General features: G+C 58.8%; 13 protein-coding genes. 4 read left to right on the top strand and 9 right to left on the bottom strand.

Annotated elements, in window-relative coordinates; all coding sequences use genetic code 11:
* Positions 1–20: 20 nt before the first annotated feature.
* The gene (locus tag L8U60_RS08380; protein ID WP_269965915.1) at positions 21–1,097 is read right to left on the bottom strand and encodes a PAC2 family protein; all 1,077 of its coding nucleotides are present in this window, start codon (positions 1,095–1,097) and stop codon (positions 21–23) included.
* A gap of 244 nt (positions 1,098–1,341) precedes the next feature.
* Between L8U60_RS08380 and L8U60_RS08375 the strand changes: the two genes are divergently transcribed.
* A complete protein-coding gene (locus L8U60_RS08375; protein ID WP_269965914.1) occupies positions 1,342–2,526 on the top strand; it encodes a DUF4192 domain-containing protein in 1,185 nt (394 codons plus the stop codon).
* Here the strand turns inward: L8U60_RS08375 and galE are convergent.
* From galE to L8U60_RS08345, 6 genes are all read right to left on the bottom strand, one after another.
* Complete coding sequence (gene galE, locus L8U60_RS08370) at positions 2,523–3,485, bottom strand: UDP-glucose 4-epimerase GalE (RefSeq protein ID WP_269965913.1); 963 nt, start codon at positions 3,483–3,485, stop codon at positions 2,523–2,525. The two genes, L8U60_RS08375 and galE, sit on opposite strands and share 4 nt — an antisense overlap.
* A 4-nt stretch (positions 3,486–3,489) precedes the next feature.
* The gene (locus L8U60_RS08365; RefSeq protein ID WP_269965912.1) at positions 3,490–4,182 is read right to left on the bottom strand and encodes an iron-dependent transcriptional repressor DtxR; all 693 of its coding nucleotides are present in this window, start codon (positions 4,180–4,182) and stop codon (positions 3,490–3,492) included.
* A gap of 145 nt (positions 4,183–4,327) precedes the next feature.
* Positions 4,328–5,332, bottom strand: coding sequence for a sigma-70 family RNA polymerase sigma factor (locus tag L8U60_RS08360; protein ID WP_269965911.1), 1,005 nt, complete (start codon positions 5,330–5,332; stop codon positions 4,328–4,330).
* Between the two features lie 162 nt (positions 5,333–5,494).
* Positions 5,495–5,929, bottom strand: coding sequence for a D-aminoacyl-tRNA deacylase (gene dtd, locus L8U60_RS08355; protein ID WP_269965910.1), 435 nt, complete (start codon positions 5,927–5,929; stop codon positions 5,495–5,497).
* A 15-nt stretch (positions 5,930–5,944) separates the two neighbouring features.
* Positions 5,945–7,480: a class I SAM-dependent methyltransferase gene (locus L8U60_RS08350; protein WP_269965909.1), complete on the bottom strand. Its 1,536-nt coding sequence runs from the start codon at positions 7,478–7,480 to the stop codon at positions 5,945–5,947.
* 57 nt (positions 7,481–7,537) lie between these two features.
* The gene (locus L8U60_RS08345) at positions 7,538–8,038 is read right to left on the bottom strand and encodes a DUF3099 domain-containing protein (protein ID WP_269965908.1); all 501 of its coding nucleotides are present in this window, start codon (positions 8,036–8,038) and stop codon (positions 7,538–7,540) included.
* Positions 8,039–8,095: 57 nt separating this feature from the next.
* Between L8U60_RS08345 and L8U60_RS08340 the strand changes: the two genes are divergently transcribed.
* Positions 8,096–8,350 carry a DUF3039 domain-containing protein gene (locus L8U60_RS08340; protein WP_420840183.1) on the top strand — a complete coding sequence of 85 codons (255 nt, stop codon included), beginning with the start codon at positions 8,096–8,098 and terminating at the stop codon, positions 8,348–8,350.
* A complete protein-coding gene (locus L8U60_RS08335) occupies positions 8,347–10,086 on the top strand; it encodes a DEAD/DEAH box helicase (RefSeq protein ID WP_269965907.1) in 1,740 nt (579 codons plus the stop codon). The genes L8U60_RS08340 and L8U60_RS08335 overlap by 4 nt, the downstream gene beginning before the upstream one ends.
* A gap of 57 nt (positions 10,087–10,143) precedes the next feature.
* On the opposite strand, the gene L8U60_RS08330 is transcribed toward L8U60_RS08335, so the two are convergent.
* Both L8U60_RS08330 and ppgK read right to left on the bottom strand, forming a co-directional pair.
* The gene (locus tag L8U60_RS08330) at positions 10,144–11,745 is read right to left on the bottom strand and encodes an RNA polymerase sigma factor (protein ID WP_269965906.1); all 1,602 of its coding nucleotides are present in this window, start codon (positions 11,743–11,745) and stop codon (positions 10,144–10,146) included.
* Positions 11,746–12,003: 258 nt separating this feature from the next.
* Positions 12,004–12,780 (bottom strand): polyphosphate--glucose phosphotransferase, encoded by a 777-nt coding sequence (ppgK, locus tag L8U60_RS08325; RefSeq protein WP_269965905.1) that lies wholly within the window; start codon positions 12,778–12,780, stop codon positions 12,004–12,006.
* 64 nt (positions 12,781–12,844) lie between these two features.
* Between ppgK and L8U60_RS08320 the strand changes: the two genes are divergently transcribed.
* The gene (locus L8U60_RS08320; RefSeq protein WP_269965904.1) at positions 12,845–13,711 is read left to right on the top strand and encodes an inositol monophosphatase family protein; all 867 of its coding nucleotides are present in this window, start codon (positions 12,845–12,847) and stop codon (positions 13,709–13,711) included.
* Positions 13,712–13,756: the final 45 nt, after the last annotated feature.

Here is a 13,756-nt window from a genome sequence, read left to right as displayed (position 1 = left end):
ATTACCCGGCTTTGTTGCCGCTAGTCCTTGTCGTTGTCATTGCCCGATGGAGAATCACCGTCCGCCGAGTCATCGGGCTCTGCGTGATCCCCATAAGTATCCAGTTCCGCCTGCGGGTCATGCTCCCACATCAGATCCTCCGCGGCAGGACCCAAACCACGGCCACGATCCCGGTCATCGATGGCGGCGAGGAAGTTCTCAAACGCCTCACCAATTTCCTCACCACTAGGCACCTGGGCTTCGCCCGGCATCATCTTCTGAGGATTCTTCTTGCGGTAGGACTCCATCTCCCGGTCATAGTGCTGCTCGAGTTGATGAACAACCTGCGCGATCTCCTCAGAGTCACGTGTCTGCTGCGCCAACTGAAGCTCAACACGCGCCACATCCTGCTCAATCGAGCGCAGCGGGAACTGCAGCTTCGACGTGTCTGAGATGGACTGCAGCAGCTGGAACACGGCCTGCGGATACGGGGATGCAGACACATAATGCGGCACATGAGCGGTGTAACCAGCCACGCGGTGACCACGGGCATGCAGCTCACGCTCAATCATCACCGCGGCTGCACCGGGCATGGACACCATCCCGTCGTAGGTGAACATTGGTCCCACCAGTTCCCGGTCATTCCCGTGTGCGGAAACAACGAGCGGGCGCGTGTGAGGTGCGCCCATCGGCGCGGAGTACAGCGAAATGACCTTATCGACGTTGAAGTGATCCGCCAGATCAGCCACCGACTTGGAAAATGCTTCCCAGCGAAGATCTGGTTCCGGGCCGGAGAGAAGCAGGAAAGAGGAGCCCTTGGAATCGCGCAGAACACGCATGTCCAGCTCAATGGATTCCATGTCTGTGATCTCGTGCTCGCTCATGGTCACCATCGGGCGGCGCGAGCGGTAATCAATCAACTCGTCATTGTTAAAGGTTGCTACGGTGCGAGAATCCAATGCCGCCTTCAGGTGCCCGGCGGCACCTTCCACTGCATGGCCAGCGTCCGCGTAGCCCTGCATAGCAATAATCAATGTCGGCCCGGAGGACGCACCGCCATCAACGGCGGGAGCTGGGTATTCCAGCTCATACATCTGACGCTTGTCATCTGACGTCATTGAAAACATCCTCCTTCTTACGTTCATGGGCTGAACGCATCACCATCTACAACGATGAGTGCCGTTGGTTTCATTCCCACCTTACGGACCCACCAGTAGACCGCGGGCGATATCCCGGCCATTCGTTGTGAAAAGCCGGTGTTCTACGGTGCACCTGTGGAATTTTCCTGAGATTCCACAGGCTCCCGGCACGAATTCTCGGCGCAATGGAACCAATGCGGGGTGTGAAGCAGTCAAAGAAGATATGACACATTCACACAACCCGCATAGGGAACACAATTCGTCCGATTCATTCTTCGACCCATGGCTGTCTGACATTCCATTGGTGAACAGCCCATCCAACATCATCGCCACGATTCCAGGAACGCTGGGCTACTACCCCCAGGAATCCGTTCTTCTCATCGGTCTTGTGCCTGATGAGGACCATCCACATACACCCGTTTTGGGGCCGGTTCTGCGTGCTGACCTCGTTCATGCTCATCACATCCGCGAGACAATAGTCACGCACCTCAACGGTGCTTGCTTGATGTACTTCGCAGTGATTGTCACCCGCATTCCGGACTCAGACAGTGCACGCACGGCCATCGAGGAGCTAGATAGCCTTCAATGCGCAGGAGGGCACCCGCTTATCAACGTCTGCTGGCACGTCAGCGAAATCGCCCAAGGCACCCCGTACCGGATGATCTTCGGCCCGGAGGTTGACCCAGACTGCAGTGAATGGGAACGCGGCATCGTTGGTTCGGTGATTGCCTCCCCGGCGATGCAGGCGATGCGTGACAATGGCACTTTGCCGGCTCTGACACGGGAGGACACCTTCGCGTTCTTCGATTGCGTGAATGACTGCTGCACGAACCAAAAGGTTGTGAAGAAGACGCAGGCGTTGACTGCCGCTGCCCGCAAGGAGAGCGATGAGCTGTGCCGCAAGCTGGATCGATGCGAGCCCGGTGCCGCCGATGTCGTGCGGGCCGCTGCCAGTGCTTTACGCAATGTGAAGCCATTGCCACTGGTGGGGGATGATGCGCACCCGACGCTTGAGGAGGTGTTCACAGATGAATCTGAACTCCGTGCCCTCATTGTGTCCCTGAACCGGGCACCACTACGGGACTGCCTCATCGGGCAGGCGATCGACCACCCCGAAACCGCAGCGACGGCGTTGATCACAGTCGCACGGAATTTTCGCGGTGTCATCCGCGCGAACGCGCTGAGTCTCTGGGCACTCGTGGCTATTAGCCGTGGCTTGTCTTCGTGGGCATCAACGGCACTCACGTGCGCGCAAGAGGAGATGCCCCAGCACTCGATGTCCGCGATCTGCCTTCAAGTGATGGCGACTGGGCAACAGCAGCAGTTGGTCACCACCATCCTGGATGGTTGCGAGGTCGCTTGCGCGGCGTTGCTCGCCCGCGAGGGAGAGGGGGAGCAGGCAGCCTAGCCGCGAGCCTGGGTGTACTCCCACGCATCAGCCACGATGGTGTCCAGGTTGGTGCGCGTGGGGGACCACCCAAGATCATCCTTCGCGCGTGCGGAGGATGCGATGAGCGTTGCCGGGTCGCCCGCGCGCCGGGGAGCCACTTCAGCCGGAATGGGATGTCCGGTGACACGGCGGCAGGACTCAATCACTTCCTTCACCGAGTAGCCATCACCCGAACCAAGGTTGAAGATCCGGTGTTTACCGGCAGTGTTTGTCTCCAGGGCGAGCATGTGTGCATCGGCCAGATCACGGATATGGATGTAATCGCGCACGCACGTGCCATCCGCCGTCGGCCAATCATCGCCGTAGATGAGGATCTTTTCGCGCTTGCCCTGCGCCACCTGCAGGACCAGTGGAATGAGGTGAGTTTCGGTGGCGTGGTTTTCACCGTAGCCACCGTAAGCACCGGCGACGTTGAAGTAGCGCAAGCTGGTTGCTCCTAAACCGTATGCCGCTGCATAGGACGTGATGGCGTAATCAATAGCCAGCTTCGTCGCGCCGTATGGGTTGGTGGGGGCGGTTGGCATGTCCTCCGTAATCGGCACTCGCTCCGGCTCGCCGTAGGTGGCGGCGGTGGAAGAGAACACGAGGGAGTTCACACCATGTTCGCGCATGGAGTTGAGCAGCTTCAGCGAGGTCTCAAAATTATCGCGCCAGTACTCATCTGGCTTCTCCACGGATTCACCCACGAGGGAGCGTGCCGCGAAGTGAAGAACACCATCAACGTTGCTGCCGGAGAGGACATCATCGATGACATCGTTGATATCACCCTCGACGAGCTTCACACCTGGGACAACCGCATCGCGGTTACCGGTGGAGAAATTATCCACAACGGTGACATCATGGCCAGCGTCCACGAGGACCTTCGTGCACACGCTTCCCACGTAGCCGGCGCCGCCGGTGACAACGAGCTGAGCCATGGTTCTAGCCCTCCAGCTTCTTCACGCGCAGTGCGTGAACGAGATCCGGTGTCAGCTCAACTTCACCGTCATTGTCAGTGATCACAGTGACGGCACCGTTCGGCTTAGCAGCCAGAGTGACCTTGGAACCACGGTTAATGCCAAAACGGCAGATCGAGGAGTACTGCTCAGAATCCAGCTGCAGAATCTCATTGATCTGGACAACCTCAGCCTTCACCGGGTTGCTCAGGTCCAATTCATTAACGCGCACGCCGAGATCATTTTCCTGCGTGGCCTCATACCCCAACTCATCCAGCGCGGGGATCGGGTTGCCGAAGGGGGAGCGGGTTGGGTCCTCCAACACGTCGATAAGCTTGCGCTCCACCTCTTCACTCATCACATGCTCCCAACGGCATGCTTCGGCGTGCACCTTGCTGAGATCCAGGCCCAAGACATCCGTGAGCAGGCGCTCAGCCAAACGGTGCTTACGCATCACCGACGTAGCCAGCTCGCGGCCGCGTGGAGTGAGGGACAAGGAGCGGTCATGCTCAACGATGATCAGGCCGTCACGCTCCATTCGGGCCACCGTCTGCGACACCGTGGGACCGGACTGGTCCAAACGTTCAGCGATCCGCGCACGAAGAGGAATAATGCCTTCTTCCTCCAGCTCATAGACCGTGCGCAGGTACATCTCGGTGGTGTCAACCAGATCTCTCACAGTAGATATCCTTTTAGGCTCATCACAGGACAAACTTCGGCCCATGGTAGCCGAATCGGGGTTATGTCGGGGCGTATGACAGGCGAACACCCGGCCGTTTTCACCCCGATAAGGGCCGACCGGGTGAAGCGAATGTATTTGTCTTTTACAGCGCGTAATCACGCAGGCGATCTGCGCGTTCACCAGCGCGAAGCTTGCTCATCACTTCGCGTTCAATCTGGCGGACCCGTTCGCGGGACAGACCAAACTTGCGGCCAATCTGGTCGAGGGTGCGCGGCACGCCATCATCGAGGCCGTAACGCAAGCGAATCACGTCCTGCTCGCGCTGTTCCAGGCCACCGATCACGTCATTGATGTCATCGTGGCGCAGGGCTGAGACCACAGCATCTTCGGCGTCTGCTGCTTCCGCATCCTCAATGAAGTCGCCCAACGGTGCTTCCTCATCCGCACCCACCGGCATATCCAAGCTCACCGGATCGCGGGATTGACGCAGCAGCATCTCGATCTTGGCTTCCTCGATGCCGGATTCCTCCGAGAGCTCCTCATTCGTTGGCTCACGGCCTAGGGACTGGTACATCTCACGGCGAATGCGCGACAGCTTGTTCACCTGCTCCACCAAATGGACTGGGAGGCGGATCGTGCGGGACTGATCAGCCATACCGCGGGTAATAGCCTGGCGGATCCACCATGTGGCGTAGGTGGAGAACTTGAAGCCCTTGGCGTAATCGAATTTCTCCATCGCGCGGATGAGACCCAAGTTGCCCTCTTGAATGAGGTCCAGCAGCGGCATACCGCGGCCGGTGTAGCGCTTGGCCAAGGAGACGACGAGACGCAGGTTTGCCTCAAGAAGATGAGAACGAGCCTTGCGGCCCTCCTTCGCCAAAATCTTCAAATCGCGGGTCTTCGCGCGGGTGAGTTTGACCTCAGGATCATCGAGCAAACGCTGGGCGTAGAGCCCAACCTCGATCTGCTGGGCAAGCTCCACCTCTTCTTCGGCGTTCAACAGAGCGGTCTTGCCGATGCCGTTGAGGTATACACGAACGAGGTCTGCCGACGGGTTGTCATTTGTTTGGTTTCGACGGCTCCCGCGATCGACCTTCTCCTCGTTGCCATCGCTGTTTTCAACACGATCCACATCGGGTTGGGTCATTGTGATCGGGCTCCTTCAAAGTCTCGCGAATCTACCCTAATAACGCCGGACTACGCAACTTTGTTCCCTGTTTCGAGAAACTTCTATTTATGCTGCTCATATCGGGTCCGGTGAGGGTGCGGACGCGTGTAAAACTATGTGTTGGACTCTAGCAGCAAACACTCAACATTCAACAAGAACCGTGAAAGGTCCCGAGTTCACTGAAGCGACGTCCATCATCGCGCCGAAGCGACCCTGTTCAACGTGAATGCCACGCTCCGCCAAGGCCTGCGCGATCTTGGCAATCACGGGTTCAGCGACATCACCCGGCGCTGCTTCAGACCACGAAGGGCGGCGACCTTTCTTCGTTTGTCCCATGAGGGTGAATTGGCTGACCAACAGCACGGGTGCGCCGGCATCTTCAACGGAGACTTCACCATCCAAAATGCGAAGCTCCGCGATCTTGCGGGCCATCACCTCCCACGCATCGTCGCTGTCATTGCGACCCACGCCAACGAGGGCAAGGATGCCACCGGTATCGGGGCAGTCAATGGCACCCACAACCTCACCATCAACGGTCACGGATGCTTGGGTAACACGAGTTAATACAGCTTTCATGGTGTGAGAGCTCCTTTAAGCGTGTACGAGGTCAATGAGGTCAGCGGGCAAAACACAGCCATGGCGGATGAGGTCAACGATGATGCCCGCGGCTTCACCAGCGAGTACTTCTTCCTGCTCATCAGCAAGACCATTCGCTGCCGACCACAAAGACACGATTTCCCGTAGCGGCAACCCATGGGGGTTCAAACCGGAAACAATGGAAGCAACAGCATCGTCGATGTCATGGGTGAAGCGAGGGCCGTCCGTACGCGTCAAACGCTTCACCTTCGGGGTAAAGCCCATGCCACTGTCCGCATCGGCGAGACTGACATCCTCCAACGCAATACCGGGGCGCACGGCATAACGGGACTCCAAGATGTCCTCCTGGGTGGAACCGCGCAGCCACTCCATCCGAGTGAAGTATTCCTCCACCTCAGGACCCAGCGGATCAGTAAAAGGTTGATCCAAAGTTTCAAAGGTGAGCTCGCTCGGTGCATCACCGATATCCCGAATAAAGATCCAGCCGAAGCCCACGGCACGAACGCCTGCATCACGGAAGTGCTTCAGCCATGCTTGGGTGCGCTCAATCCCCTCCACCGAGCGTGGATCAATGGATTCATCCTTCAGCCACGTGGACACATACAAAGCGGGATCAACGACATCACGCTGACACACCCACGCAGACACTCCGGTTTGGGGGAACCACGATGCAACACGACGCTCCCACGGCTCATCTTCGGCGTGAATCCACGCACCCAGAATGAATGCAGTGCCATTCGGTGCGAGGTGCTCAGGCACATGGTTGACCACGAGTTCACTGGCGCCATCCAGATTCAGACCAGAATCCCGATACACGTGGCCGATTGCCGGCAGACCCACCACGAACGGTGGGTTAGCCACGATGCGCTCAAATTTCTCGCCCTTAACAGGTTCAAACCAGGCACCTTCACGGATGTCCACGTTGGTGACGCCAGCGCCAGCCATCGTTGCGCGAGCAAAGTCGAGTGCACGCGCATGAACATCCGTCGCCACCACGCGCTCCGCGCAGCCGGACTGCGCCAAGGCCTGCACGCCTGAACCAGTACCAAGGTCCAAGACAGATTCCACGGGGGTCAGTGGGGTAGCGGACAGCAAAGACAAACTCGCTGCACCAACACCCAAGACGTGATCAGGGCCCGGAATATGCTGCGTCACCGACGCATCACAATCGGAGAACACAAACTGGTCCTCGCCCGCGATCACGTGTGGGCGGACATCCACCGCGACAACAACATCACCGGAAGTGGTTGGGGTGATCCACGCGGCGTCGATAAGCACCTCAATGAGTCGCGGCGACAGTATTTCAGCGAGCTCCGCCTGGGAGAAAGGATGGCGCACGAGGAAGAAGCGAATGAGTTCTGACAAACGTGAACCGTCGCATGCAGCCAAGACCGCGCCGGGTTCACCGCGGTAGAGCGCATCGGTCGCATCCGGGCCGAGATGAGCGGCGATGGAATCGGCAGTGAGCCCTGCTTCCCGCAACTCGCGGGTCAACTCACGGGCAAAGTCTGCGGGAAAAGCTGCGGACACGAAGGCCCCTTTCTACGAACTGGACGGTGCACGGCGCGGGTGTGCAGTGTTGAAACCCTACGCACCTTCAACATGGTCGATTGTGCCTGGATCTGTGCCATCCATGCCATCACTGCCATTACCCTCGGCACTCCCAGATGTGAGCTGGGCTTGCTGTTGAGCGACAAGCATCTGATGACGGACCGCAGCGGGCTTGTATACATTCTGCGTGCGGGTATCACGCTTCTCATTGCTGTCATTCGCCACGACGACAGAAATCCATGGCAATGGAATAGAGATACAAAAGAAGAGGATGGCGAGCCACCAGTTGTTCCACCACAGCACCGCGGCGATGGAGAGCAATACGAATGGGATGCGAAGCCCCTGCATGATCAGATACTTCGTCTCGCGCGAGCGGCGATTTTCTGCAGCGGAACGTTGGGCACTGGTGATCAACTGCGCACGGCGGTGAAACAGCTTCTTTCGCGGCTTGGAACGCGCTGTTGGCTGAGCATCGCTGGGATCGGGTACGGCAGCATCGACGATTACGTGTTCTTCATCATCGTGTGCCGTGCTCATAACCCACAAGGGTAGACCGCTGCCCATGGCTTATGCGACTTACCATGTGAATGAGGCATGATGGTCTCTGTGACTCAGACAACCACGAAAACGATCGAACGGCCCGATGTCCGCGAAGACACCTCGCAGGACAACGACACTCCGAAGTTTTTCCACTACGTAAAGAAAGACCAGATCGTCAACTCCGCTGTCTCCGGCGCTATGGTTGTCGCCCTGTGTGGGGAGACGTTCCCCGTGCGTAAACAGGCGAAGCCAGGTTCGCCCGTGTGCCCAGACTGCGAGCGGATTTTTAAGGGGCTGCGCAGGAAGTGACCCACGCCGCCACGGGGCCGACTCTTCGTCTCTGGCAGCAGGAGGCCCTTGACCAGTTCTTTGCGCACAAGCCCAAGGATTTCCTTGCCGTGGCTACGCCAGGCGCAGGTAAGACCACTTTTGCGTTGACGCTTGCCAGCATGCTGCACGCGGAGAAAACCGTGGAGCGCATCATCGTTGTTGTGCCCACTGAGCACCTCAAAGTGCAGTGGTCGCAGGCGGCAGCGCGTTTCGGCTTATCGCTCGACCCGGCGTTTAGTAATTCTTCTGCGGTCAATCCTGCCTACGACGGGGTAGTGGTGACCTACGCGCAGGTGGGCATGCACCCGTTCAAACACCATGCGGTGGCGAGTGCCCGGCGGACGTTGGTGATTTTGGATGAGATCCACCACGCCGGCGATGCAAAGAGCTGGGGCGATGGTGTGCGTGAGGCCTATAACGATGTTGAGCATCGACTTGCGCTGACAGGTACGCCTTTTCGTTCTGATGATTCGCAGATCCCGTTTGTCACTTACACCGAGGATGGTGAAGGGCATCTGGTTTCCCGCGCGGATTACACCTACGGCTATGCCGAGGCGCTCAAGGATGGTGTTGTCCGCCCCGTCGTCTTCCTTGCCTACAGCGGTGAGGCGCAGTGGCGGGATTCTGCCGGTGAGGAGTACTCAGCTCGTCTTGGGGAGCCGCTCGATGCGGCGCAAACAGCCCGTGCCTGGAAGACCGCGCTGGATCCAAAGGGCGATTGGATCGCCGCAGTGCTTCAAGCCGCGCACACACGCTTGCAGAAAATCCGCATGAATATGCCGGATGCGGGTGGGCTCGTGATCGCTACAGACACCACCACCGCGCGTGCGTACGCAAAGATTTTGAAAAATATCAGCTCCACGCCAGTCACCGTGGTGCTTTCCGACGAACCAGGGTCTTCCAAACGCATCGACGAATTCTCCGCTTCCCAGGATGAATGGATGGTTGCGGTGCGCATGGTGTCCGAAGGCGTGGACGTTCCCCGCCTCGCGGTGGGTGTGTACGCCACCTCGGCGTCCACACCGCTGTTCTTTGCGCAGGCTATTGGTCGTTTTGTGCGTTCCCGCATGCCAGGTGAGTCAGCGTCGATCTTCCTTCCCTCTGTCCCCGTGCTCTTGCGTTTGGCGGAGGACATGGAGGTCTCTCGCGACCACGTTTTGGGCAAACCCCACCGTGAACAGGGCTGGTCTGATGAACTACTGGAACAGGCTAATCGTCAGCAGACCGAACCAGATGAGACACCCAGCTACGAGTCCATCGGCGCTTCCGCTGAGCTAGATTCCCTCATCTTCGATGGCTCCACCTACGGCACGCCCACCCTCGCCGGCACGGACGAAGAACAAGATTTCCTTGGTCTGCCAGGTCTGCTTGATGCGGAGCAAGTGAAAACTCTGTTGCGTAAGCGTCAGGCGGATCAGCTCGATGCCCGTGAAGCCGAGGAGAAGGCGCAACAAAAGGCAGCGCAGGAGGCTGCGGAGAGGCATGGGGTCGGGGGAGCGTCGATAAGCGAAAAGCCGTCGAGCGGTGTCGCGTCAGAGGACATTCCGGCCCTGCGACAGGAACTGAATACCCGCGTTTCTATCGTTGCATCGCGCACCGGACGCCCACACGGCGCGATTCATACCGAGGTGCGTAAGGCGTGCGGCGGGCCACCCACCGCACTGTGCACCGCGGAACAACTCCGCGAGCGCATCGCATACCTGCGAGATTGGTAACTCCCCGGGCCGAAATTCAAAGCGGCACCGGGGAGTCGGAGGGGGAACTAGAGCGATCTAGTCCAGGTAATCGCGCAGGACCTGCGAGCGCGACGGGTGGCGCAGCTTCGACATCGTCTTCGACTCAATCTGGCGGATGCGCTCACGGGTCACGCCGTAAACCTGGCCGATCTCATCGAGCGTGCGCGGCATGCCGTCGGTCAGGCCGAAGCGCAGACGCACAACGCCCGCCTCACGCTCGGACAGCGTATGCAGCACGTCCTGCAGCTGATCCTGCAGGAGGGTGAACGACACAGCGTCGACGGCGACGACTGCCTCAGAGTCCTCAATGAAGTCACCGAGCTGGCTGTCGCCCTCATCACCAATGGTCTGATCCAAGGAAATCGGCTCACGGGCGTACTGCTGGATCTCGAGGACCTTCTCCTCAGTGATATCCATTTCCTTCGCCAGCTCCTGCGGCGTCGGCTCACGGCCGAGATCCTGCAGCAGCTCACGCTGGATGCGGCCGAGCTTGTTGATGACCTCGACCATGTGCACCGGAATACGAATGGTGCGGGCCTGGTCAGCCATCGCGCGGGTAATTGCCTGGCGGATCCACCACGTTGCGTACGTGGAGAACTTGTAGCCCTTGGAGTAGTCGAACTTCTCCACCGCGCGGATCAAACCAAGGTTGCCTTCCTGGATCAGGTCCAAGAACGCCATGCCACGGCCTGTGTAGCGCTTAGCTAGGGACACCACGAGACGCAGGTTTGCTTCCAGCAGGTGGTTCTTTGCCTTGCGGCCATCACGGGCCACTGCACGCAGGTCGCGCTTCACAGCAGGGGTGAGCTTGGCGTCCTTATCGCCCTCATCAGCGGCACGCTGCATCTCATCCAGACGGTACTGGGCGTACAAGCCGGCCTCGATGCGCTTAGCCAGGGAGACCTCCTGCTCAGCGTCGAGCAGGGCGACCTTACCGATCTGCTTGAGGTACGCACGGACCGAGTCAGCGGAAGCGGTAAGCTGTGCATCCTTACGTGCCTGGCGCAGGGCAGCAGATTCCTCGATGTCCCAGACGGACGGTGCTGAATTTCCGTCATCCTCATCGTCATCACTGCCAGCCGGTGCGGACTCACCAGCAGCGCTTTCCTGGCCGAGTTCAGGGACGAATTCAGAGTCATCCTCTTCCTCGTCCTCCTCATCATCGGCGACGTCATCCTCATCGTCGAGGTCCTCTTCGTCATCGAGCTCCGGATCGAAGTCCTCGTCCAGGTCGCCGTCCATGTCATCGTCGATCAAATCATCTTCGACGTCATCCGCATCATCTGCCTCATCGACATCGAGCTCGTCTTCGAGTTCATCTGCCTGAGCAGCCTGTGCGGCAGCGGTCTTCTTCACCGTCTTCTTGGCAGCAGACTTGCGCACGGTCTTTTTCGCTGCCGTCTTCCGCGCAGTTTTCTTCGCCGTCTTTTTAGCAGTCTTCTTAACTGCTTTCTTCGTCGTCTTTTTAGCAGTCTTCTTTACTGCTTTCTTCGCTGTCTTCTTAGCGGTCTTCTTCGCAGTTTTCTTGGCGGTTGCGCGCGCAGAAGAAGCCGCTCCGGTGTCACCGGATGCCTGGGTAGCGCCGGTTGCGTCGGCGGATTCAGGACTCTTCTTGCTGGAAGGTGTGCTAGCTGCCACGTACGACCTTTCGTGCACTCATCACTGCTTACGGGTGTTGTCTGCCCCCACGGTACGCGTATTTACGCTGGCGGGGGTTCTGCCCCGTGGGGGTGGTCCAACAACCAAAGATGTTGAAGTCTATTCTGCCACCTCTTCGAAGTGGGCAGGAGGACCAGTGGTCAAAGGACAACCGTACAGCATATGCACGTACAGCAGGGCTTCGCCACTGTTTTGTGGTTTTTCTTTCAGGGTTTAGCGCGATGTGTTGGTTTCGCGCTACGGGGTGACATCCTTTGCCACCGCCATTGCCGCACCGACAATACCCGCACGGTTTCGAAGTTGGGCGGGGATAACCGGTGTGTCAACGGTGAGGTAGGGGACCCACTTGTCGGCTTTGCGGGAGATTCCGCCACCCACGACGAAAAAGCTGGGATTGAAAAGGCGTTCGTATTCCTTGAGCACCTTATCCACGCGCTTTGCCCACTGCTTGTAGCTGAGTTCCTCGCGGTCACGCACAGCCGAGGAAGCCTGGTGTTCAGCTTCTTTCTTGCCGACGTACATGTGGCCCAGCTCCGTGTTGGGAAACAGCACACCGTCCGTGATGAACGCGGAACCAATGCCGGTGCCAAAGGTAAGGAACAAAGTGGCGCCCGTTCGTGCAGCCTCATCACCAAAGGCAACTTCGGCAAGGCCAGCCGCATCCGCGTCGTTAAGCACTGCGATTTTGCGCCCCGGGAGGTGCTGGGAGAACAGCTCGTGCACGTTTGTGCCAACCCATGAGTCATCAATATTCGCAGCAAGGTGCGCAACTTGATCCTTGATCACGGTGGGCATGCAGATACCTACCCGACCATCCCAGCCCAGTTCCTGGACAATGTGCGCGACTGTTTCCGCAACTGCCTCAGGGGTGGCTGGCTGCGGGGTCTCAATCTTGATGCGGTCAGTGACAAACTCGCCGGTGTCCATGTCCACGATGGCGCCTTTGACACCAGAGCCACCGATATCGATGCCGCAGCCGTAGTTCCCGTGCTTTGGGAGATTCCCGTTATCCATACCGGCAGAGTTTACCTATCAATCTCACCTAAGGTTGAGCACGATGATTGGGATAGAAGATTGCATGAATAACACTTCGGCGAATGTTGAACACGACACTCGTGAGTTACTTACCGTCGCACTGGAAGCAGCCCGTGGCGCAGCTGAGCTGGTGCGTACCCGGCGTGCCGAACTTGTCGCGTCAGGCGCACTGGCGAGCACGGCCGAGACCAAGTCTTCTGATGTGGATCCGGTGACGGTGGTGGACAAAGAGTCAGAGGACTACATCACCCGTACACTCGCTGCCTTGCGGCCTGCCGACGGAATTCTCGGGGAAGAAGGCACCGCTCTTGATTCACAGTCCGGTATCCGCTGGGTCGTTGACCCCATCGACGGCACAGTGAACTTCCTCTACGGGATTCCCCAATACGCCATCTCCATTGCCGCTGCCGCTGGTGAGCAGATTCTGGCGGCTGTAGTGATCAATGTGGCCACCGGGCGGACGTATGTAGCGCGTGCCGGGCAGGGGGCGTTTGTTGAAACCGATGACGGATGGGACAGGCTGGCATGCTCACCCCAGGGGCACGACAGTATCGGCCACGCGCTCGTGGCTACTGGCTTCTCCTATACACCCCAGTGGCGTGCGCAGCAGGCCGACATCATCACAAAGCTTCTCCCACAGGTGCGTGATATCCGCCGTATGGGTTCCGCTGCGCTTGACCTGTGTGCATTGGCCGAAGGCACGGTCAATGCCTACTACGAGCACGGCATCCACCCGTGGGACTACGCCGCCGGTGCGCTCATTGCGTCCGAAGCTGGCGCGCATGTCCACCACCCAGGTCTTAGCGCCTCCGGCAAGGATGGCGGGTTGACTGCCGCTGCCGCGCCGGGTGTGTGGGAAGAATTCCGCGAATTATTGGTAGGCGCTGGGGCAGCTGAGCCACTCACGTAGCTCTGAGTGGAATGGATGTCGCGCCGCAACCCGGGCCCACGGCGC

Source organism: Corynebacterium meitnerae (genome assembly GCF_027570075.1).
Lineage (GTDB): Bacteria > Actinomycetota > Actinomycetes > Mycobacteriales > Mycobacteriaceae > Corynebacterium > Corynebacterium meitnerae.
This window is presented reverse-complemented; position numbering and strand designations above follow the sequence as displayed.